At 63.8% G+C, this 22,205-nt stretch carries 21 protein-coding genes; 19 read left to right on the top strand and 2 right to left on the bottom strand.

Annotated features, from left to right (window positions below; all coding sequences use genetic code 11):
- The first annotated feature begins 1 nt into the window (after window position 1).
- The 15 genes from nuoL (at window position 2) to IVB46_RS08030 (ending at window position 17,211) form a co-directional block, all read left to right on the top strand.
- Complete coding sequence (gene nuoL / locus IVB46_RS08100; protein WP_247304915.1) at window positions 2–2,080, top strand: NADH-quinone oxidoreductase subunit L; 2,079 nt, start codon at window positions 2–4, stop codon at window positions 2,078–2,080.
- Window positions 2,081–3,589 carry an NADH-quinone oxidoreductase subunit M gene (locus IVB46_RS08095; RefSeq protein WP_071913375.1) on the top strand — a complete coding sequence of 503 codons (1,509 nt, stop codon included), beginning with the start codon at window positions 2,081–2,083 and terminating at the stop codon, window positions 3,587–3,589. It begins immediately after the preceding gene.
- 22 nt (window positions 3,590–3,611) lie between these two features.
- Window positions 3,612–5,048 carry an NADH-quinone oxidoreductase subunit NuoN gene (nuoN, locus tag IVB46_RS08090; protein WP_247304933.1) on the top strand — a complete coding sequence of 479 codons (1,437 nt, stop codon included), beginning with the start codon at window positions 3,612–3,614 and terminating at the stop codon, window positions 5,046–5,048.
- A 1-nt stretch (window position 5,049) separates the two neighbouring features.
- Window positions 5,050–5,856 (top strand): biotin--[acetyl-CoA-carboxylase] ligase, encoded by an 807-nt coding sequence (locus tag IVB46_RS08085; RefSeq protein ID WP_208087129.1) that lies wholly within the window; start codon window positions 5,050–5,052, stop codon window positions 5,854–5,856.
- A complete protein-coding gene (locus tag IVB46_RS08080; RefSeq protein ID WP_028149062.1) occupies window positions 5,856–7,526 on the top strand; it encodes a ribonuclease J in 1,671 nt (556 codons plus the stop codon). The genes IVB46_RS08085 and IVB46_RS08080 overlap by 1 nt, the downstream gene beginning before the upstream one ends.
- Before the next feature lie 41 nt (window positions 7,527–7,567).
- A complete protein-coding gene (gene mce, locus IVB46_RS08075) occupies window positions 7,568–7,972 on the top strand; it encodes a methylmalonyl-CoA epimerase (protein WP_028149063.1) in 405 nt (134 codons plus the stop codon).
- Window positions 7,973–7,983: 11 nt separating this feature from the next.
- Window positions 7,984–8,259, top strand: a complete 276-nt coding sequence (locus tag IVB46_RS08070) for a DUF1467 family protein (RefSeq protein ID WP_063982987.1) — start codon at window positions 7,984–7,986, stop codon at window positions 8,257–8,259.
- A gap of 246 nt (window positions 8,260–8,505) precedes the next feature.
- Entirely contained in the window at window positions 8,506–8,853 is a 348-nt protein-coding gene (locus tag IVB46_RS08065) for a hypothetical protein (RefSeq protein WP_014494873.1), read from the top strand.
- Window positions 8,854–8,941: 88 nt separating this feature from the next.
- Complete coding sequence (gene mtnK / locus IVB46_RS08060) at window positions 8,942–10,228, top strand: S-methyl-5-thioribose kinase (RefSeq protein WP_247342448.1); 1,287 nt, start codon at window positions 8,942–8,944, stop codon at window positions 10,226–10,228.
- 1,144 nt (window positions 10,229–11,372) lie between these two features.
- The gene (locus IVB46_RS08055) at window positions 11,373–12,962 is read left to right on the top strand and encodes an ABC transporter substrate-binding protein (protein WP_247304939.1); all 1,590 of its coding nucleotides are present in this window, start codon (window positions 11,373–11,375) and stop codon (window positions 12,960–12,962) included.
- A gap of 60 nt (window positions 12,963–13,022) precedes the next feature.
- Window positions 13,023–13,946 (top strand): ABC transporter permease, encoded by a 924-nt coding sequence (locus IVB46_RS08050; RefSeq protein WP_247304942.1) that lies wholly within the window; start codon window positions 13,023–13,025, stop codon window positions 13,944–13,946.
- Window positions 13,943–14,764, top strand: a complete 822-nt coding sequence (locus tag IVB46_RS08045) for an ABC transporter permease (RefSeq protein ID WP_028149070.1) — start codon at window positions 13,943–13,945, stop codon at window positions 14,762–14,764. The genes IVB46_RS08050 and IVB46_RS08045 overlap by 4 nt, the downstream gene beginning before the upstream one ends.
- A complete protein-coding gene (locus IVB46_RS08040) occupies window positions 14,761–15,741 on the top strand; it encodes an ABC transporter ATP-binding protein (protein ID WP_208087124.1) in 981 nt (326 codons plus the stop codon). The genes IVB46_RS08045 and IVB46_RS08040 overlap by 4 nt, the downstream gene beginning before the upstream one ends.
- On the top strand, window positions 15,734–16,786 hold the full coding sequence (locus IVB46_RS08035; protein WP_247304945.1) for an oligopeptide/dipeptide ABC transporter ATP-binding protein: 1,053 nt from the start codon (window positions 15,734–15,736) through the stop codon (window positions 16,784–16,786). The genes IVB46_RS08040 and IVB46_RS08035 overlap by 8 nt, the downstream gene beginning before the upstream one ends.
- A 206-nt stretch (window positions 16,787–16,992) precedes the next feature.
- Window positions 16,993–17,211, top strand: a complete 219-nt coding sequence (locus IVB46_RS08030) for a hypothetical protein (protein ID WP_247342444.1) — start codon at window positions 16,993–16,995, stop codon at window positions 17,209–17,211.
- A gap of 1,055 nt (window positions 17,212–18,266) precedes the next feature.
- On the opposite strand, the gene IVB46_RS08025 is transcribed toward IVB46_RS08030, so the two are convergent.
- The gene (locus tag IVB46_RS08025; RefSeq protein WP_247342439.1) at window positions 18,267–18,773 is read right to left on the bottom strand and encodes an isoprenylcysteine carboxylmethyltransferase family protein; all 507 of its coding nucleotides are present in this window, start codon (window positions 18,771–18,773) and stop codon (window positions 18,267–18,269) included.
- A 258-nt stretch (window positions 18,774–19,031) separates the two neighbouring features.
- On the opposite strand from IVB46_RS08025, the gene IVB46_RS08020 reads away from it, so the two are divergent.
- A complete protein-coding gene (locus IVB46_RS08020) occupies window positions 19,032–19,307 on the top strand; it encodes a hypothetical protein (RefSeq protein ID WP_167767920.1) in 276 nt (91 codons plus the stop codon).
- A 108-nt stretch (window positions 19,308–19,415) separates the two neighbouring features.
- Here IVB46_RS08020 and IVB46_RS08015 read toward each other — a convergent pair whose 3' ends face one another.
- Entirely contained in the window at window positions 19,416–20,042 is a 627-nt protein-coding gene (locus tag IVB46_RS08015) for a LysR family transcriptional regulator (RefSeq protein ID WP_247304949.1), read from the bottom strand.
- Between the two features lie 128 nt (window positions 20,043–20,170).
- Between IVB46_RS08015 and IVB46_RS08010 the strand changes: the two genes are divergently transcribed.
- Genes IVB46_RS08010 through IVB46_RS08000 form a run of 3 tightly spaced genes read left to right on the top strand, consistent with a single transcriptional unit; the run spans window position 20,171 to window position 22,174 of the window.
- The gene (locus IVB46_RS08010) at window positions 20,171–21,040 is read left to right on the top strand and encodes a VOC family protein (protein WP_247342436.1); all 870 of its coding nucleotides are present in this window, start codon (window positions 20,171–20,173) and stop codon (window positions 21,038–21,040) included.
- A gap of 1 nt (window position 21,041) precedes the next feature.
- A complete protein-coding gene (locus IVB46_RS08005; protein ID WP_247304969.1) occupies window positions 21,042–21,428 on the top strand; it encodes a RidA family protein in 387 nt (128 codons plus the stop codon).
- A 41-nt stretch (window positions 21,429–21,469) separates the two neighbouring features.
- The gene (locus tag IVB46_RS08000) at window positions 21,470–22,174 is read left to right on the top strand and encodes an L-2-amino-thiazoline-4-carboxylic acid hydrolase (protein ID WP_247304972.1); all 705 of its coding nucleotides are present in this window, start codon (window positions 21,470–21,472) and stop codon (window positions 22,172–22,174) included.
- Window positions 22,175–22,205 lie beyond the last annotated feature (31 nt).

Below are 22,205 nucleotides of genomic sequence, written 5' to 3'. Positions count from 1 at the left end.
CATGGTTCAGGCGATTGTCTTTCTGCCTCTGCTGGGCGCCATCCTTGCTGGCCTGATCGCGCTGTTCGGCGCGCATGCCCGCAACCCCTCGGGCGACGCGGTCGAGCATCACGGCGATCATGGCCACGGCGACGCGCATGCGTCGGCGGCCCATGACGACCATGGTCACGACGATCACGCTCACGATGACCACGGCCATGGCCCGGTCGAGCCGCCGGCCGCGGGCTCGCGGGGCGCCGAGCTGATCACGACCGCGCTGCTGTTCGTCTCGGCGGCGCTGTCTTGGATGACGCTGGTCGATGTCGGCTTCATGCACCACGACATGCGCATTCCGCTGTTGCCCTGGATCATGTCGGGCGACCTCCAGGTCTACTGGACGCTGCGGGTCGACACGCTCACCGCCGTGATGCTGGTGGTGGTGACGACCGTGTCCTCGCTCGTGCACCTCTATTCCATCGGCTACATGGACGAGGATCCGTATCGGCCGCGCTTCTTCGGCTATCTCTCGCTGTTCACCTTCGCCATGCTGATGCTGGTGACGGCCGACAACCTCGTGCAGCTGTTCTTCGGCTGGGAAGGCGTGGGTCTCGCCAGCTATCTCCTGATCGGCTTCTGGTACCAGAAGCCGTCGGCGAACGCGGCGGCGATCAAGGCCTTCGTGGTCAACCGCGTTGGCGATTTCGGCTTCGCGCTCGGCATCTTCGCGATCTTCATGCTGACCGCCTCGACCGATTTCGAGACCATCTTCCACCAGGCGCCGAGCCTGACCGGCAAGACCATCGACTTCCTCGGCTGGCATGCCGATGCGCTGACCCTGACCTGCCTGCTGCTGTTCATGGGCGCGATGGGCAAGTCGGCGCAGTTCCTGCTGCACACCTGGCTGCCGGACGCGATGGAAGGCCCGACCCCGGTCTCCGCGCTGATCCACGCCGCGACCATGGTCACCGCCGGCGTGTTCATGGTGGCGCGCCTGTCGCCGCTGTTCGAGCTCGCCCCGAACGCGCAGGCCGTCGTGATGTTCTTCGGCGCCACCACGGCGTTCTTCGCCGCGACGATCGGCCTCGTCCAGAACGACATCAAGCGCATCGTCGCGTACTCGACCTGTTCGCAGCTCGGCTACATGTTCGTGGCGATGGGAGCAGGGGCCTATTCGGTCGGCATGTTCCACCTGTTCACGCACGCCTTCTTCAAGGCGCTGCTGTTCTTGGGCTCCGGCTCGGTGATCTACGCGATGCACCACGAGCAGGACATCCGCAACATGGGCGGCCTCTGGCGCAAGATCCCCTACACCTATGCGGTGATGGTGATCGGCACGCTGGCGCTCACGGGCTTCCCGCTCACGGCGGGCTATTTCTCCAAGGACGCCATCATCGAGTCCGCCTACGCCTCGCATAATCCGTTCGCGATGTACGGCTTCCTGATGACAGTCGTCGCCGCCGGCCTGACCTCGTTCTACTCCTGGCGCCTGATCTTCAAGACCTTCCACGGCGAGCCCCATGACGAGCATCACTACGAGGCCGCACATGAGGCTCCGCTCTGGATACTGATCCCGATCGGCGTTCTCGCGGTCGGCTCGATCGTCGCGGGCTTCCCGTTCAAGGAGCTGTTCGCCGGTCACGGCGTCGAGGAGTTCTTCCGCGAGTCCGTGAAGATGAACCCGCACATCATCGAGGAGATGCACCACATCCCCGAGACCATCGCAATCCTGCCGACGGTGATGATGGTGCTGGGCTTCCTGGTGTCGTACCTGTTCTACATCCGCCGGCCCTATCTGCCGGTCGAGCTCGCGAACACCCAGCCGATGCTGTACCAGTTCCTGCTCAACAAATGGTACTTCGACGAGCTCTACGATCTCATCTTCGTCCGTCCGGCGAAGTGGATCGGCTACCAGCTCTGGAAGAAGGGCGATGGCTTCATCATCGACGGCCTCGGCCCCGACGGTATCTCGGCCCGCGTGCTGGACGTCACCCGCAACGTGGTGAAGATCCAGACCGGCTATCTCTATCACTACGCGTTCGCCATGCTGATCGGCGCCGCCGGCCTGATCACCTGGTTCATGTTCGGCTTTGGAGGCCAGTAAATGACAACCTGGCCAATCCTTTCGGTCACGACGTTCCTGCCGCTAGTTGGCGCGCTGATCGTCTATCTCAGCCGAGGCGATGACGAGGCGGCCCGGCGCAATGCGCGCTGGATCGCGCTGTGGACCACGCTGATCACCTTCGCGGTGTCGGTGATCCTGGTGATGCGCTTCGATCCGTCGAGCGCCGATTTCCAGTTCGTCGAGAAGGCGAACTGGCTCGCCACCGGCATCACCTACCACATGGGCGTCGACGGCATCTCGCTGCCGCTGGTGATCCTGACCACCGCCATCATGCCGTTCTGCATCATCGCGAGCTGGAAGGCGATCACCAACCGCGTCCGCGAATACATGATGGCGTTCCTGATCCTGGAAACGCTGATGATCGGCACCTTCTCGGCGCTCGATCTCGTGCTGTTCTACCTGTTCTTCGAGGGCGGCCTGATCCCGATGTTCCTGATCATCGGCGTCTGGGGCGGTCCGCGCCGGGTCTACGCGTCGTTCAAGTTCTTCCTCTACACGCTGCTCGGCTCGGTGCTGATGCTGCTCGCCATCATGGCGCTGTACTGGAACGGCGGCACCACCGACATCCCGACCCTGATGCACACCGCCGTGCCGCGATCCCTGCAGACCTGGGCGTGGCTCGCCTTCTTCGCGTCGTTCGCGGTGAAGATGCCGATGTGGCCGGTGCACACCTGGCTCCCCGACGCCCACGTCGAGGCGCCGACCGCGGGCTCGGTGGTTCTGGCCGCGATCCTGCTGAAGATGGGCGGCTATGGCTTCCTGCGCTTCTCGCTGCCGATGTTCCCCCTGGCCTCGCACGACTTCGCGCCGCTGATCTTCACGCTCTCGGCCATCGCCATCATCTACACCTCGCTGGTCGCCCTGATGCAGGAGGACATGAAGAAGCTGATTGCGTACTCGTCAGTGGCGCATATGGGCTTCGTCACCATGGGCATCTTCGCCGGCACCATGCAGGGCGTCGCCGGCGGCATGTTCCAGATGATCTCGCACGGCATCGTCTCCGGCGCGCTGTTCCTCTGCGTCGGCATCGTCTATGACCGCATGCACACCCGCGAGATCGCGGCCTATGGCGGCCTCGTCAACCGGATGCCGCTCTACGCGCTGACCTTCATGATCTTCACCATGGCCAATGTCGGTCTGCCCGGCACCTCCGGCTTCGTCGGCGAGTTCATGACGCTGCTCGGCACCTTCAAGGTCTCGATCCCGACCGCGTTCTTCGCGACCTTCGGCGTGATCCTGTCGGCCTGCTACGCGCTGTGGCTGTACCGCAAGGTCGTGTTCGGGGCGCTGGTCAAGCCGTCGCTGGCGAGCATGAAGGATCTCACTTTCCGCGAGTGCGTGACGCTGTTCCCGCTGATCGCGCTGACGATCCTGTTCGGCGTCTATCCGAAGCCGGTGCTCGACATGTCGGCCGTCTCGGTCCAGCAACTCGTCAATAATTACAACACCGCTGTGACGGCCGTGAAGGCCGCCGCACTGCTCCAGTGATCGGGCAGGTCAGGATATCGCCATGAGCTTTGAGACTGCAGGTTATCAACTGGCGCCGGTGCTGCCCGAGATTGTGCTCGCGGTCGGCGCCATGGCACTCTTGATGCTGGGGGCCTATCGCGGGCAGGAGACCACCAAGACCGTCACGACGCTTTCGGTCCTGCTGCTGGTCGTGGTCGGCGTGCTCGTCTACGCACAGCCTGCGGGCAAGCACGTCACCTTCGGCGGCAGCTTCATCGTCGACGATTTTGCCCGCTTCATGAAGATCCTGGCCCTGATCGGCTCGGCGGTGACGCTGGTGCTGTCGACCGAGTTCCTGTCGGACCCGTCGCGCCGGATCTTCGAATACGCGATCCTGGTGCTGCTCTCGACGCTCGGCATGATGGTGCTGATCTCGGCCGGCGATTTGATCTCGCTCTATCTCGGCCTCGAGTTGATGTCGCTCGCGCTCTATGTCGTGGCGGCCTCTAACCGCGACAACGCCAAATCGACCGAAGCCGGCCTGAAGTACTTCGTGCTCGGCGCGCTGTCGTCGGGCATGCTGCTGTACGGCTCCTCGCTAATCTACGGCTTCACCGGCACGGTCAGCTTCACCGGCATCGCGGCAGCCGCGACGGTCTCGAATATCGGCCTGGTGTTCGGCCTCGTCTTCCTGCTCGCCGGCCTGTGCTTCAAGGTTTCGGCCGTGCCGTTCCACATGTGGACGCCTGACGTCTACGAGGGCGCGCCGACGCCGGTGACCGCCTTCTTCGCCTCGGCGCCGAAGGTGGCCGCGCTCGCCGTCTTCACCCGCGTCACGCTGACCGCGTTCCCCGGCATCGTCTCGCAGTGGCAGCAGATCCTGGTGTTCGTGGCGATCGCCTCGATGGCGCTCGGCTCTTTCGCCGCGATCGGCCAGACCAACATCAAGCGCCTGATGGCCTATTCCTCGATCGGCCACATGGGCTTTGCCCTGGTCGGCCTCGCCTCCGGCACGGTCGAAGGCGCGCAGGGCGTCTTGATGTACATCGTGATCTATGTCGCGATGACGCTCGGCTCGTTCTCGGTCATTCTGGCGATGAAGCGCAACGGCCAGGCCGTCGAGAAGATCAGCGATTTCGCCGGTCTGTCGCGGACCAATCCGCTGCTCGCCTTCATGTTTGCGATGCTGCTGTTTTCACTCGCCGGAATCCCGCCGCTCGCCGGCTTCTTCGCCAAATGGTACGTCTTCGTCGCCGCCATCAAGGCGAACCTGTTCACGCTCGCCGTCATCGGCGTGTTGACCAGCGTCGTGGGCGCCTACTACTACCTGACCATCGTCAAGACGATGTACTTCGACGAGCCGGCCGGTCAGGTCGATCCGGTGCGCGTCGAGGTGAAGACTGTGCTGGCTGTCTTTGGCCTGTTCAACATCCTCTTCGCGCTGTTCGCGGGCCCGGTGGTGAGCGTCGCCTCCGCCGCTGCAAAGTCGCTGTTTTAGGATGGGGTTCGCGCTCGGTCCTCGCGCACTCTCGGCGGGCTACAAGCTCGCAGCTTTCGAACGGACCGGCTCGACCAACACCGACGCCATCGAGCACGCGCGGGCCGGCGAACGCGGCCCGATGTGGTTCGTCACCTCCGACCAGACCGCCGGTCGTGGCCGGCGCCAGCGCGCCTGGATCGCGCCAAAGGGCAATCTCGCCGCGAGCGTCCTCGAGGTGCTGGATATTGCGCCTGCGGTTGCCGCCACCATCGGGTTTGCGGCGGGGCTTGCGGAAGAGGCTGCGCTGGAGAAGGTCAGCCTCGAGGCCGCGCTCCGGCTTGGTCCTGAGCGACCCAGATACGCCCTGAAATGGCCGAATGACGTCCTCGCGGGCGGCAAGAAGCTGGTCGGCATTGGCCTCGAAGCCGAGGCCGTCGGCGATCGTCTCGCCGTCGTCGTCGGCATCGGCACCAACGTCGTGGCGGCGCCGGAGGGGACGCCGACGCCGGCCGTGTCGCTGGCCGCACTCGGCGTCCAGATCAGCGCGGAAGAGCTGTTCTCGGCGCTGTCCGACGCCTGGGTCGAGTTCCTCGGCATCTGGGACAATGGCCGCGGCTTTGCGGAGATCCGCAAACTCTGGCTGGAGCGCGCCTGCGGCCTCGGCGAACGGGTCGCGATCAACACGGGAACGATGACGCTGGAAGGCATTTTCGACACCATCGACGACACCGGCTGCCTGATCGTCCGCACCGTTGACGGCCGACGCCTCCCGGTGGCGGCCGGCGAGGTGTTCTTCGGTTCGGCCGCCTCCGTGGGAGCTGCGTGATGGCGAAGCCTGACGAACTGGTATTTGCGCCGCTCGGCGGCGTCGGCGAGATCGGCATGAATTTGTCGATCTACGGCCTCGGCAACCGTCAGCAGCGCGCCTGGCTGGCGGTCGATCTCGGCGTCTCCTTCGGCGACGAGGAGCATCTGCCGGGCATCGACCTGATCATGCCCGACATCAGCTTCCTGGAGAAGGAACGCAAGAACCTGATGGGTCTCGTGCTGACCCACGCCCATGAGGACCATTTCGGCGCCATCATCGACCTCTGGCCGAAGCTGAAATGCCCGATCTATGCCACGCAGTTCAGCGCGGCGCTGTTCGAGGCCAAATGCGCCGCCGAGCGCAATGCGCCGAAAATCCCGGTGACGGTGGTGCCGTCGGGCGGTCGCGTCGATATCGGCCCGTTCAACGTCGAGTTCATTCCCGTCGCGCATTCGATCCCGGAAGCGCACGCGCTGGCGATCCACACTGACGCCGGCACGGTGCTGCACACCGGCGACTGGAAGATCGACCCGACCCCGACGCTCGGCAGCCCGACCGACGAGAAGCGGCTGCGCGAACTCGGCGAGGAGGGCGTGCTCGCCCTGATCGGCGATTCCACCAACGCCGTGCGTGACGGCCGCTCGCCCTCGGAAGCCGAGGTCGCGCGAACCATCATCGATCTGGTCAAGGCCGCCAAGGGCCGCGTCGCGGTGACGACCTTCGCCTCCAACGTCGCGCGCATCAAGGCCGTCGCTGCCGCGGCCAGGGCTGCCGATCGCGAGGTCGTCGTGGTCGGCCGCGCCATGGAGCGCGTGGTGCAGGTCGCGCGCGAGACCGGTTATCTCGACGGCGTGCAGAACTTCCGCTCGCCCGAGGTCTACGGCCATCTTCCGCAGGACAAGGTGCTGGCGCTGTGCACCGGCAGCCAGGGCGAGCCGCGCGCGGCACTGGCGCGCATCGCCAATGACGACCATCCCGAGATCACGCTCAACCGCGGCGACAGCGTGATCTTCTCCTCGCGCACCATCCCGGGCAACGAGAAGGCCGTCGGCTCGATCATCAACAATCTGGTGCTGCAGGGCGTCGAGGTCCTTACCGACCGCGACCATCTGGTCCACGTCTCCGGCCATCCCCGCCGCGACGAATTGCGCGACATGATCGCCTGGACCAAGCCGCAGCTCCTGATCCCCGTCCATGGCGAGGCGCTGCACCTGAACGAGCATGCCAAGCTCGCGCGCGCCGCCGGCGTGCCGCGCGTCCTGGTCGTTCGCAACGGCGACCTGATCAAGCTCGGCCCGGGTGATCCCGGCATCATCGGCGAGGTGCCCTCCGGCCGGATCTACAAGGACGGCACGATCTTGGAGGACTCCAAGTCCCGCGCCGTGGTCGAGCGTCGCCGCATGGCTTTCTCCGGCTGCGCCTTCGTCGCGGTCGCGATGACGGAGCAGGGCGAGCTTGCCGACGATCCCGAGGTCGATCTCGTCGGCATTCCCGAGAAGAACCGGGACGGCGAGCCCTTCGACGACCTCGTCTTCGATGCCGTGGTCTCCACCATCGAGGGCCTGCCGAAGGCCCGCCGCCGCGATGCGGATGCCCTGGCTGAGTCGGTGCGACGCGCTGTCCGGGCCGTCATCAACGAACATTGGGGCAAAAAGCCCCCCTGTCTGGTACACGTCCTGACGGTGTAGTTGAGCATGGTCTTCGGATCATGCGCTGAGGGAGAAGAAACATGCTGGGTCGCCTCAACCACGTCGCGATCGCGACCAAGGACGCCGTCAAGTCCGCCAAGATCTATGGCGCGGCGTTCGGGGCGCAGATCTCGGAGGCGGTCGCGCTGCCCGAGCATGGCGTCACCACCGTGTTCGCGACGCTGCCCAATACCAAGATCGAGTTCATCGAGCCGCTCGGCGAGGCCTCGCCGATCGCGAAGTTCCTCGAGCGCAATGCCGACGGCGGCATCCATCACATCTGCTACGAGGTCGTCGACATCATCGCCTCGCGCGACACGCTGGTTAAGGAGGGCGCGCGGGTGCTCGGCGACGGCGTGCCGAAGATCGGCGCCCACGGCAAGCCGGTGCTGTTCCTGCACCCGAAGGATTTTTCCGGGGCGCTGGTCGAAATCGAGCAGGCGTAGGGCGCCGGATCATGGCCATCCAGATATCGACCGCGCTTGCGATCTACTTCGTCATCTGGTGGATCGCGCTGTTTCTGACGCTGCCGTTCGGCGTGCGCAGCCAGCACGAGGACGGCGTCGGCGCGCCCGGCACCGACCCCGGCGCACCGGTCCTGACGCGGATGAGAGGCAAGCTGATCTGGACCACGATCATCTCGGCGATCATCTACGGGATCGGCATAGCGGCCTATCATGCCGGCTATCTTTCGATCGAGCGCTTGTCCAGATTGATGGGAATGCCGTTCTAGAGCTGTCGCTCGCTGGAGCGGAGGCTATCGCGTTCGTGAGCCGTTTCCCTGCGGCGCATCCTTCGAGACGCCCGCCTTTGGCGGGCTCCTCAGGATGAGGACGGGGTGCGGGGCAGCAGTTTCAACGGGCACCAATATCCGTTAGCCTCATCCTGAGGAGACCGCGAAGCGGTCGTCTCGAAGGACGAGGCGTGCGCGTGCTTTGTCTTGCTTGGAATTTTGTGCTTGTTTTATTGGGGGAAACGAATGACTTTTCAGCGGATCGTCATCGCGCTTCTGGTGCTGATCGTCGCCGGCCTTGGCGCCATCGGCTATTTCGAGTGGAAGATGGCCGTGCAGGTCCGAACGCTGAAGGCGTTCGTCGAGGGCTCTGTCTTCAACGAAGCCGTGATGGCCTGCGAGCAGGCCAAGAGCTCGACGCCGTTCAAGTGGAACGGGGGCAAGAGCACCTCGGTGATCGGCCTGAACTCGGTCAAGCTGGACAAATACACCGTCAGCGCCAGCTACACGCTGGTGGCGGACAGCGTTTATTGTGATTACGATCCCATCAAAAGAAAGGCCGAGATCGGCTCGAGCTTCCTGGAGCGGGAGTAACGATCCGGCCATGCCAAGAGCATGATCCGGAAAAGTGCGAAGCGGTTTCCGATAAGATCATGCTCAAATACCATGGGGTGGGATCGTCATGGCCGACGCGGGGGACTACCGGATTCTGCATGAGGCGGCCTTGCGGGACTATCTCGCGGGCATATCCGACCTGAAGGCACTGCTCGGGGCCGATCCAGCCGCCTGGGGCATCACCGAGGTCGGCGACGGCAATCTCAATCTCGTCTTCATCGTCAAGGGCGCGCGCGGCGGCGTCGCCGTGAAGCAGGCGCTGCCCTATGTCCGCCTCGTCGGCGAGAGCTGGCCGCTGCCGCTGTCGCGGGCCCATTACGAATATCTCGCTTTGTCGAAGCAGGCCGAACTCGCGCCCGGCCTCGTGCCGGCCCTGCTGCACCACAACGAGACACTGGCGCTGACGGTGATGGAGCTGCTCGAGCCCCACATCATTATGCGCAAGGGGATGGTCGCCGCAACGCAATATCCCGGTTTCGTGGACGACATCACCACCTTCATGGCGCGCACCCTGTTCTTCACCTCCGACCTCGCGCTGTCGGCGGCCGAGAAGAAGCAGGGCATCGCCGCCTTTGCCGGCAACCACGCGCTCTGCAAGATCACCGAGGACCTGATCTTCACCGATCCCTACCGCATTGCCGAGCAGAACCGCTGGACCGCGCCTTATCTCGACGGACTGGCCGCAGAGCTGCGCGATGACATGGAGCTGCATGTCGCGATCTCCCGGCTGAAGCTGAAGTTCATGGCAAGCCCCGAGGCACTGCTCCACGGCGATCTCCACACCGGCTCGATCATGGTGACGGAGAGCCAGACGCGCGTGATCGATCCCGAATTCGCATTCTACGGCCCGATGGGATTCGACGTCGGCGCCGTGCTCGCGAACCTCCTGATGGCCTATTTTGCCTCCGCCGGCCATGAGCGTACGCCGGGTGAACGGCAGGCGTTCGAAAGCTGGGTGCTGGAGACGGTCGAGAAGGTCTGGAACGAGTTCGCCCGCAAGTTCCTCGATCTCTGGCGCGCTGGCGCCACCGGCGACGCCTATCCGGCCTCGCTCTTCGCCGGCGAGAAGGGCGCCGCATGCCTGGAAGCCGAGCGGCAGGCTTACATGCAGCGGCTATTCACTGACACCGTCGGCTTCGCCGCCGCCAAAACCCTCCGCCGTATCTTCGGCCTCGCCCACAACATCGATTTCGAGCTGATCGAGGACCCGAAGAAGCGCGCGATCAGCGAAGCCCGCGCCGCGCGGCTGGCGAGGGCGATGATGGTGGAGACGGGAGCATTTCGGACGATCGCTGACATCACAGGCGCCGCGCGAAAACTGCGGGACTGGATGCCGGGGTTTGCGAACGGCTAGGGGCGGATGCGCTTCAATAAACCGCATCGGCAGCAGGACGCCGTCCGTGCCGGCCAGCAGACCCCAGGTCTCGTTGGCCGCGACCTCGACCTCCCGGATCTGGACCGTGCCGCCCTCGATCTTGAGGGTGACCTTGTACTTGCCGGGTGGCAGATCGATCTTTTGGCCGTCAGGTATTTCGGCTGCGGCGGAGTCGGAGTGCGCCAGTTTCTCGCCGGCGTGCGCCGCCAGCTTGATGGTCTGGTCGGCGACGGTGATGACCGCCCCCTCGTCCGACTTGTTGCCGAGCATCAACTTTGCCTGCCTCGGCCTCGGCAGGAGGCCGGCATTCGCGATACCCGGCTTGCGCAGCGAAAGTTCGGCGATTGTCCTGTCGTCCTGACGGGAAAGCCGGACCAGGACCGGTCCACGGGCCGTCGTGAAGGTGATCACGGCCCGGTCCGGTTCGACCACCGTCTCGATCCAGCCACGCTTGCCGAGCTCGGCGCGATAGAAGCCGAGCACAGCCGTGAGATCGCGCGGGGTCTCGGCGTAGACTGACGCGATGAACGGCGAATTCTTCGCCGTAGCGATGCTCCAGCTTTCGGGCAGTGGCAGACCGGTGCCCTGGGAAACCCTGGCTTCGAAACCCGCACCTGCGCCCCGTGCGACCGCTCTGACGGGGATGCTCAGCAGTCGTTCGACGAAATTATCTGGAGTGTCATGGCCCCGGACCGCCCACCACGTCTCGTCAAGATAGTCGTTCACGCCGGTGGTGCGACTCCAGCTGAACCGGATGCTGTCCGCCTCGCTGTACCGGCCGAGGCTGGCCGCGACCGGGCTTGCCAGCACAACCGTGGCGGCGAGCAGTCCGCCCGCGAGCAAGATACCTAGCGTTCGGCGATTCATTTTTTCCGCAATCCCTGGGGCTCAGATAACGATCCTGAGCTTGGTCGCGTTGATCACGAAAAATGTTCACTGGTCCCGGTCGCTCGATGACGCACCGCGTCAATCGGCGGCTTGCACCGCTTGGGACGCAACCTGGCCTCCGAGGGTCTCGCGAGCGCCGCGTTCCGGAACCCGTCGCCATCAAAACGAAGCTTGCGTTCGACGGGCTACGAATGATCAAATCCCTGATCGAAATACCTGCGTTGTTGGGGGACACATGATGTTCAGGATGATCGCGATCGTCGCTGGTTTGGGGCTGGCGCTCGCCACCTCGGCGGAGGCCCAGGCGCCGCGCAAGGGCGGAACCATCCGCATGACGGCGCCCTACGGTTCGAGTTTCACGAGCCTCGACATTCACACGACACAGCGCGCCCAGGACGAGATCTACGCCAAGGCGCTGCACCGGTCGCTCTACATCTGGAATTCCGCGGAGGGCAAGCCGGTTCTGGAGCTCGCCAAGGAGGACGTGGTCTCGGGCGGCGGTCTCGTTCACACCTTCAAGCTGCGCGACGACGCCTATTTCCACAACGGCCGCAAGATGACCGCTGACGACGTCATCTGGTCCTACAACCGCATCATGGACGGCACCAAGGCCTATCCCGGCGCGCGCTTTGTCCGCGTGATCGAGGGCGCGGCCGCGGTCGAGAAGGGCCAGGCCAAGGAGATCTCCGGCCTGAAGAAGATCGACGACTTCACCCTCGAGATGAAGCTGACCGAGAAAGTCGATCCGGGCTTCTATTTCTTCACCGCGCTGACCTCGATCTATCCCGCCGACGAGGCCGCCAAGGAGAGCTTCATCCAGAAGCCGATCGGTCTCGGGCCGTTCAAATTCGTCGAGCACGTGCCGGGATCGCGCATCGTTCTGGAGCGGTGGGACCGGTTCTACAAGCCCGGCAAGCCCTACGCTGACAAAGTCATCGTGTCGATCATGGGTGAGGCCGCGGCGCGCGATGTCGCCTTCCGCAACAAGGAGATCGACACCTCGGTGCTGGGACCTGCGCAATACGTCGCTTATCAGTCCGACGCCGACCTCAAGGGTACCATCGTCGAAGTCGCCGAGGTCTTCACGCGCTATATGGGCATGAATCCCTCGTTCAAGCCGTTCACCGACAAGCGCGTCCGGCAGGCGATCAATTACGCGATCGATACCGACCTGATCATCAACAAGCTGGTCAAGGGCAAAGCCTATCGCGCCACCAGCTGGCTGCCGTTGACATCTCCAGCCTACGACAAGGCGATGAAGCCTTACCCCTACGATCCCGCCAAGGCCAAGCAGCTGCTCGCGGAGGCCGGCTATCCCCAGGGCTTCGAATTCGAATGGACCACCAGCCAGAATGAAAGCTGGGGCCTGCCCATCGTCTCGGCCGTGATCCCGATGCTGGACAAGGTCGGCATCAAGGCGAAGGTCAAGCAGGTCGAGACCGCGGTGCTGGCCGAGGTGGTGCGCAGCGGCGACTACCAGGCCTTCATCTATTCCCAGGCGACCGGCCCGGATCCGCAGGCCGCGCTCAAATGCTTCCACTCCTCGACGCCGCAGCCGGCCTGCAACTACATGAACTACAAGAATGCCGATTTCGACAAGCTGATCGATGCGGCAGGGCAGGCCGACGATCCCGCAAAGCGCACCGAGCTGCTGCAAAAGGCCAATGCGCTGCTCTATGAGGAAGCGCCGGTCTGGTTCTTCAACTACAACAAGGCGGTCATGGCGGTGCAGCCGTGGCTCAAGGGCGTTCAGCTCAATGCGACCGAGCTGACCCATCAGAACGTCGAAGACCTCTGGGTCGACGAGACCTCGCCCGCGAAGTGACACACGCTCTCGCGCTCCCTCCATCGCGACGGGCGGTGGGGGGAGAGAGGAAAAGCCTGGATGCTCTCGTTCCTGCTCCGCCGTCTTCTGCAAACCATTCCGACCGTGCTCGCTGTCGTGCTGCTGGTCTTCGTGCTGTTCAGCGTCGTTCCCGGCAGCATTGTCTCGAGCATGAGCGACGACGGCGATCCCCAGGTCGAGCTGCGCATGAAGAAGCAGCTCGGCCTCGACGATCCCCTCTATTGGCGTTTCGGCGCCTACATCGCCAAGCTCGCGACCGGTGACTTCGGCACCTCGTTCCGGACCCGCGAGCCTGTCACGACCATGATCGCCAAACGGGCCTGGCCGACGCTGCAGCTCATCTTCACGGCCATGACGTTTGCGATTTTGATCGGTGTTCCCCTTGGTTTCATCGCAGCGCTGAAACCCGGGGGCATCGTCGATACGCTCGCCATGGTGCTGGCGGTGTCGGGCCTTTCCATTGCCAAATTCTGGCTCGGATTGGTGCTGATGTATCTGTTTGCGTTGAAGCTCGGCTGGCTGCCGAGCTTTGGCTATGGCGATGGAGGGCTGAAATATCTGCTTCTGCCGGCGGTGACGCTCGGCGTCTCGCCGATGGCGCTGTTTGCCCGCACGACGCGCGCCGCGGTCCTCGAGATCATGACCGCTGATTTCGTCCGCACCGCGCGCTCGAAGGGCATGAGCGAGACGCGTGTCGTGAAGTGGCACGTGATGCGCAACGCGCTCGTCATCATTCTCACCACCGTCGGCCTTCAGTTCGGCGGGTTGATGGGGCAGGCGGTCGTGGTCGAGAAACTATTCTCCTGGCCGGGCATCGGTTCGCTGCTCGTCGACAGTGTGCTCCAGCGCGACATTCCGGCCGTTCAGGGCTCCATTCTCGTGGTGGTGCTGGCCTTTCTCGCGATCAATCTGCTGATCGACGTGCTCTACGGCGTGATCGATCCCAGGATCAGATACGCATGAAGCTCCGCGCCAATCTCATCATCGGTGGCGCGCTGTTCGCGCTTGCGATCCTGGTCGGCCTGCTCGCGCCCTGGCTGGCGCACACCGATCCCGTCATGGACGCCAACCTCATGAACGCGGAGGAGCCTCCGAGCTGGACCTGGTGGTTCGGCACCGACGACCAGGGCCGCGACATCTATTCCCGCGTCGTCTACGGCGCCCGCGTCTCGCTGACCGTCGGCATCGTCTCGCAGCTCATCAACAGCGTCATCGGCGTCGCGTTGGGCTTGAGCGCGGGCTATTGGGGCGGCTGGTGGGATGATTTCGTCAACGGCCTGACCAATCTGATGCTCGCGATCCCCTCGCTGATCTTCGCGCTCGCCATCATGGCGGTGCTTGGCCCCGGCCTCACGAGCCTGCTGATCGCGCTCGGCCTGACCAACTGGTCCTTTACCTGCCGGATCGCACGGGCCTCGGCGCTGTCGCTGAGGAGCCAGGGCTATGTGCAGGCGGCGACCGTGCTCGGCTACGGCGATCTGCGGATCATGGTCACGCAGCTGCTGCCGAACATGCTAGGGCCGATCGTCGTCATCGGCACGCTCGGCATGGGTAGCGCGGTCCTGTCCGAAGCTGCCTTGTCGTTCCTCGGCCTCGGCGTCCGCCCGCCCTTTCCAAGCTGGGGCAGCATGTTGTCGGATGCGCGCGAGCAGATCACGACGGCGCCGTGGCTCTCGGTGTTTCCGGGCCTTGCCATCTTCCTGACGGTGCTCGGCCTGAACCTGCTCGGCGACGGCCTGCGCGACATTCTCGATCCACAATCGCGGAGCCGGCGGACATGACCGGCGCGCCGCTGATCGAAGTCGAGGATCTGCGCATCGATCTCGACGATGGATCGAGGCGCGTTGCGGCGGCCGAGGGCATTTCATTTCGCATCGATCGAGGCGAGACGTTCGGCCTTGTCGGCGAATCCGGCTGCGGCAAGAGCATCACGGCGCTCGCCTTGATCGGCCTGTTGCGGCAACCGTTGTCGATCGGCGGCGGCGTCATCCGGTTTGAGGGACGGGAGATCCAGCACCTTTCCGCGGCCAGGCAGCGGGAGCTGCGCGGCAATCGCATCGCCATGATCTTCCAAGAGCCGATGACGGCGCTGAACCCGGTCTCGCCGGTGGGCCGGCAGATCGCCGAGATGTTCGTGCTGCACAAGGGCAAGAGCTGGCGGGAAGCCAACCAGCTCGCGGTCGAGGCGCTGGCGAGCGTCCGCGTCCCCGCACCGGAGCGGCGCGTCAACGATTACCCGCACCAGCTGTCCGGCGGCATGCGTCAGCGCGTCATGATCGCCATCGCCCTCGCATGCGGTCCGGACCTCCTAATCGCCGACGAACCGACCACCGCGCTCGACGTGACCGTGCAGGCCGAAATCATCGAGCTGATGCGCAATCTGTGCGCCGAGAGGGGGACGGCGATCCTGATGATCAGCCACGATCTCGGCCTCGTCGCCAATGTCTGCCGCCGTGTCGCCGTCATGTATGCCGGCCGCATCGTCGAGGAGCGCGGCTCCGCCGATATTTTCCGGGCGCCTTCGCATCCCTATACGCAGGGCCTGGTCGCCTCGCTGCCGCGGCTGGGCAGTCGGGCCGCGCTTGGCCGCACCAGGCTCAAGGAGATCGCGGGCGTGGTTCCAGCCATCACGAATTTCCCGGATGGCTGCCGGTTCAATCCGCGCTGTACGCAGGCCACCGAGATCTGCCGCACGGTTGCGCCGCAGACGGATTTGCTGGAGGCCGGCGGTTTCGTCCGGTGTTACCACCATGCATGAGCCGCAAGCCATGCAGGGGGAGGCGAGGCCGGACGACGACCTCATTCTCAGCGTCGAGGATCTCGCGGTTCATTTTCCGATGGGGGACGGCCTGCTGGGCCGCGGCCGGCGGGTGCTCCGTGCCGTCGACGGCGTCGATCTCAGGCTGAGACGAGGCGAATGCCTCGGCCTTGTCGGCGAGTCCGGCTCGGGCAAGTCGACGGTCGCATTGTCGATCCTGGGTCTGTTGACGCCGACGCGCGGCCGCATCGTGCTGGACGGGCAGGTGGTGACGAACAGGCAATCCGGCGACCGAAAGTCGCTTGCCCGCACCGTGCAGATCGTCTTTCAGGATCCCTACGCCTCGCTCAACCCACGCCAGACCGTGCGCCGCACGCTGGAAGATCCCCTGCGTGTGCATGGTGTGACCGCAAAAAGCGAGATCGAGGACCGCGTTGCGACGATGCTGCGGCATGTCGGCCTGCGGCCGGAACAGGCCGACCGCTATCCGCATGAATTCTCCGGCGGCCAGCGCCAGCGCATCGGGATTGCGCGCGCCCTGATCCTCAATCCCAGGATCGTCATCTGCGACGAGCCGGTATCGGCGCTCGACGTCTCGATCCGCGCCCAGATCATCAACCTGCTGCTGGAATTGAAGGACACGCTCGGTCTTTCCTACATCATGATCAGCCACGACCTCGGCGTCGTCGAGCACATGAGCGACCGCGTCGCCGTCATGTATCTCGGCCGCATCGTAGAGAACGGCCACTGGCGCGAAATTTTTGAGCGCCCGGCGCACCCCTATACGCAAGCCCTGATCGCCGCCATTCCCGATCCGCTGCGTCATGCACCGCTAGCAACGACAGGCGGCGATCTCCCCAATCCGCTCAATCCGCCAAACGGATGCGCCTTCAGCCCGCGTTGCCGGTACACGGAGGCCGTGTGTCGCCACGAGCCCGGTCCGGTGCTGGAAACGCGCGCCGATGGACATGAGGTGAGGTGCTGGCGGGCTGACGAGATTGCTGGGCAGACGCAATTGGCTTCGACCGAGGGCGGGCATCTCTAGGGATGGAAGGCGCGTCCGTCGCGGTCAAAAGCGTCGCTCCAGCGGCCCGCTAGTCACGTCCGGTCTGCCCTGACAGGCGGACGATTTTGGGGCCCGCCCAAGAGCCATCGCGTGGGGTTGATCCTTGGTGCGGTCCAATCGCGTACCGCCCTATTTTCATGTGTGCTACATGGTTCGGTAGCAAAATGTAGCAAGAAAGGCAGATCATGACTGACGATCAGGTCAATCTCGTCGTTCAGCACCTTTGCGAGCAATTGCACTTGGCGCTCCGGTTGAAGGGCAGCGAAGCACATCCACCAAACGCCAAGGATATTGGATTCGATCCGGCCTCTGTGAGAACCGTATTGCTGACCGGCTTGCGCTCGGCGGGTGTCACGACCCGCCACGAGGCGGTCGGGAAGAGCGAAGAGCCGCCGTGGTCCTAAACACAAAACGCGGGACAGAAGCCCCGCGCCGATGTCTCAGCTGGGTCAGCAGCAGACAAATCCACGACAGCGTCCATAGGTCCGTTAAGGGCCAACAACCGATGTTCGATATATCGTCCGTTCGCATCTCGGAACCGCGTCGCGGACGCCGTAGTTAACTGCTCGATTGTATTCGGACAAACGGCGGTCTCCACTGACCATCGAGGATGTTGCTCCCGCCCAGTAGACGCGGATGTAAAGCGAGAACTGGCCACTCGCAGGCAGCCAGTTGCTCTCTTTGTCTACTTGTCTACGCCCGGTGATTTTGGCACCAGCGCGCAGCGTCAACGAACCGTCCCGACATTCAACGTTCGCTTCGCAGGGAACGTTGGCGGCATCTTGCCGCTCGCCTCAGCGCCAGGTTGCCGGTTCGCAGGGAGGCTTATTAAACGGACCTCCGGCATAACTGCCGACGTCTGGAGCCCGGACACAGTGAACGACGTTGGAGGTAGGGACGACTGCACCGCTTTTGTCGCGCCACGCCGACCTACGCCAGCTTGCCGGTTCGCAGGGAGGCTTATTGAACGGCCCTCCGGCAAAACTGCCAACGTCTGGAGCCCGGATGCAGTGAACGACGCGGGACGGATGGACGGCTGCGCCGTTTTGGTCGTACCACGCGGCCATGGCCGGATTAGCGAACATGGCCGCGGCGATCAGTCCTACCGAAGCAAGCTTCCTCATTTGCGCGTCTCCTTATGTGTCAATGATTGAACGACTGACTATCCTTTGCGGCTCATTCCTACCGAAGAGACTGCAAGCAACATTTTGCGGTATCGACTATGCACATCATCAAGGTTGATCTATATCAACTTCGCCCGAATACGGCGGCTGATGACCGCTCTGGGTCAAACTACGAAAAACTCAACCTGAGCAAATTCAGTCCGCTATGCCCTATTGATCGGACCTCAATGAGGCGTGCCGCCACTTCGCTGATGGGCCCAATTGCAGACAAGCTTTGTTGAGGAGCCTTCGAGAAGCTCATCAAAAATCAGCGCCGAGGTCATGCGCTACGGCAGCTACCGACCGCCTCGCCACGCAGTTAGGCGCGGGATCCAACGCGCCACATTGATGCAGAACGCTTCGTATTCCGCGCCGAATGACCTTTTTAGAGTCGGCTCTTCGTAGCCCACGACAAAAAGGTGGAAGGCGAGCCAGACGACTGCGCCGTAGGCGAACAGCCCCCAATCGCCGAACAGGAGCGCCTGGCCGAAAATGACGGCGGCGACCGCCACATAGATTGGATTGCGCACATAGCGATAGAGGCCGGTAACGACGAGATGTTGGGTCGGGGCGATCGGCGCCGGCGTGCCGAGCCCCTGCAGTGCGAAACGCGCGAATGAATCCACGAGCCCGGCTAAGCCGGCAAGAATTAGCGCGGCGCCGACGAAGCGCGTGAGCTCGACGCCGAGAAACGGCAACCTGAACTCCCAGCGTGAAATCCACCACGGGACCACCCCAGCCACCACGCAGGGCGCGAACACGAAGAAGATGGCGGTGCCGATGACAGCAGCAGTTCTTGGCATAGACACGATCCGTTCCCTGCTATTTTAACACACCGCACCGGGAGCGCGTCAGGTCCGCCTTGGGTCATGAACGACAAAGCTTGAACTGAGCACAATAGGTCTGCTTTCGGGCAAATTGCCACCAATCCGCGCTCGTTGTCCTGACAATGAGTGCAGCTAGCGCGCTACGGCGCGGAAGGCCCGGCGCGGACAACACCGGTGTTTCTGCTATAGTGCGATGTTCGAACTTGCGGGGCGGCTGCTTCAAGGGTTGAAATCATGCACAGAGCATCTGGATCATTACTACTTGCCTTCGTTTTTATTCTATTTGCTCCGCAAGTGCGGGCGCAGCAGATTCCGGCCGAAACCGTTCAGGGAATGCTTGCGGCCCAGATACGCACGCAAGGCTTCACTTGCGAAAAGCCACTCGGCGCAAAGAAGAACACGAAGGCGTCTCGACCTGATCGCGACGTTTGGGTTCTTAGATGCAGCAACGCCATGTATAAGATCACGCGGGTTCCCGATATGGCGGCGAAGGTCGAACCGCTGCCGTGAGCTCGGTGGTCTCTACGGGACCAGCGCCATGATGGACTTGTGCCGGTGTTTTGCCCGACGTCTCAAACGTCCTGGCGGCGAGGGCTCAAGCCATGCCTCACGGTCGCCTTAGCTTCCGCTGATGCCGACCAGACGCGGGCGGCGGTTTGCGAGCGGGTTCTCGGCTGGCAGGGCGCGCAGCCAGTCGCGGAAGCTGACGATCTCGGGGCAATCGGCGGTGCCTTCAGGCGCGATCAGCCAATCACCGAGGCCTGATCCCTCATTGACCCGGTCGCAGCGATAGCCCGGATAGCGGCCGAGACCGCGGGCGATCAGCAGGTCGACCTTGCCCTCGACCAATTCGTGCAGGCCGGCCGGCTGCAGCACCCGCAAGCCGATCTCCGCATGCGCGCTGCGAAACTCCGCCAATTCGAGCCGGCGCAGGTCGAAGCTGCCATGGACCCCCAACTGCAGCAGCACCGCGCCCGCCGGCTTCAATTGCGAGGTCGCCTCCGCAATGTGACGAAAACCTTCGGAGACCCCGGGCAGATAGGCCTGACCGGCCGCGGTGAGAATGAGCTGCTTATGCAGCCGCTCGAATAGCTGCACGCCGAGGCGTGCCTCCAGTGCCTTCACCTGCTGTCCCACGGCGGCAGGTGTCACGTGCAGCTCGTGCGCGGCCAGCTTGAAGCTGAGATGCCGGGCGGCGGCCTCAAAAGCGCGGAGCGCGTTGAGCGGGGGAAGGGCGTAGGTCATCGCACCGCAGTTTGACACCGATGGGCCTTGGCCTTGCAATAGATTTTCTTGCGCTGAACCGCAGCAACAATGCTTTGCGAAGCAGTGATGTCGCCGGATACGGTCGGCCCGCAATCCGGAGAACTCCCATGCCGCGCCGAATCGATCATCTCGTCATTTGCGTCCACGATCTGGAGCAGGCTGCGCTGGATTGGCAGCGGCTCGGCTTCAACCTCACGCCGACCGGTGTGCATCCGTTCGGAACCAGTAACCGCCTGGCGCAGTTCGCCGACAATTTTCTGGAGTTGCTGGCCGTCACCGACAATGCGTTGGTGCCGCCAGCCACGCCGGGCCATTTCAGCTTCGCGGCCCACAACCGCGATTTTCTTGCGACCGCCGAGGGAATGTCGATGCTGGTCTTGCACAGCACAGACGCCCATGCCGATGCCGTGCGTTTCAGGGCCGACCGCATCGGCGATTATGCGCCGTTCGATTTCGGCCGTGACGCGGTGCTCCCGGGCGGAGGCACGGCGCGCGTCGCGTTTTCGCTGGCCTTTGCCACCGATCCCGCCATGCCCGGGCTCGCGTTCTTCACCTGCCAGCAGCGTCACCCGCCGGAACTGTTCTGGAAGGCGCAGTATCAGTGTCATCCCAACGGCGCCCTCCGCGTGGTGGAGGTGGTGATGTCGGCGGCGGAGCCGGCGGCGCACCGCGATTTCCTCGAGCGCCTCACGGAAGGCACGGCCGAGCTTGTGCCCGGGCGGCTGACGATTGGTGGGCGCGGCAATCAGATCACCTTGCTCGGCCCGTCCGAGCTGACGCGCCGGTTACCGGGCCTCGCGAACAGCGCTTCGCCGCGCTTTTGCGCGGCGCGTCTGGCGGTCGCTGATCTGGATGCGACAAGGCGAACGCTGGAACACAACGGCGTCGGCTTTGCGATGACCGGTGCCGTGCTGTTGGTGCCACCCGCCACCGCGCATGGTCTGGCGCTCGAATTCGTCGAACAGGAGGCAAGCTGACATGGCTCACATCGTCAACCACAATCCCGCAACGGTCCATCCTCCCGCCGGCGGTTACAGCATGGGACTTGAATTGACGCAGCATCGCCGCCTGTTGTTCATCAGTGGTCAGGTGCCCGAGAAAACCGACGGGACCGTGCCCGAAGGTTTCGAAGCGCAATGCGCGCAGGCCTGGCGCAACGTGATCGCGGTGCTTGCCGCCGCGGGTCTTGGCGTCGAGCATCTGGTCAAGGTCACCACGTTCCTGACTGACCGGACTCAAGTCGTGACCAACCGCTCCATTCGCAGCAAGGTGCTCGGCGAACATCGGCCGGCGCTGACGGTCGTGGTCGTCGAGACCGTCGACAGCAAATGGCTGCTGGAGATCGAGGCGATCGCCGCGGAATGAAACCGGCTTCGCCAACCCTGCAATGAGCCCTCAGGTGTCCAATGGCTGAGAACATCCATCCCTTCTACCAGACGCATCGGAGCGCAATGGAGGCCGCCGTGCGCGAGCGGCTCGACCTTGCCGAAGCGATGCTGCGCGAGCGCACGCATCTCACCGACATCAACGGGATCAGGCGGGAGGTGATGGACGAATTCGAGATTGTCCTCACCCAGATGCCCTATGTCGGCGGCGCGGCAAGCCGCATGAGCGATTTCTTCATGCGCCTGATGGGGTTCATGGCCATCAGCCGGGTGCTGCGACGACACGGCGTGCCGGTGCCTGTGATTGGCGAGATCGAGCGAGAGACATACGAGGCGCAATTGCTGAATGCGCCCGAAGCGGAGCGTCTCGCCTCGGGGCGACAATTCATGTCGCCGGAGAACCAGGCCTTGCTGCGCGAGCAGGCGGCAAGGAGCGTTACAAAAGCGCATCAGGAAGAGTTTCCGGAAGACTTCGTCTACGATTTCGTCGAGCCGGGTCCGCAAGACAGCTTCGAATTCGGCATCAACTACAAGGCTTGCGGCTTCTGCAAGCTCGCAGCGCGCCATGGCGACAAGGACATCCTGCCGAACATCTGCGGCCTCGATTTCGTCGCCTACGCAGCGCGCGGCATCCGCCTGGAGCGCACACAAACATTGGCGGGCGGCGCGAGCCACTGCAATTTCCGCTTCTCGCGGCTACCGTCGGATAAGGCCTTGAACCCATAAATCGGCCGCGCTGGCGGCTCGCGAAAGTCCG

The sequence above is a fragment of the Bradyrhizobium sp. 61 genome (assembly GCF_023073075.1).
In the GTDB taxonomy this organism is placed as follows: Bacteria; Pseudomonadota; Alphaproteobacteria; order Rhizobiales; family Xanthobacteraceae; genus Bradyrhizobium; species Bradyrhizobium barranii.
Note: the sequence above shows the minus strand (reverse complement) of the source record. Positions and strands in the feature narration are given on the sequence as shown.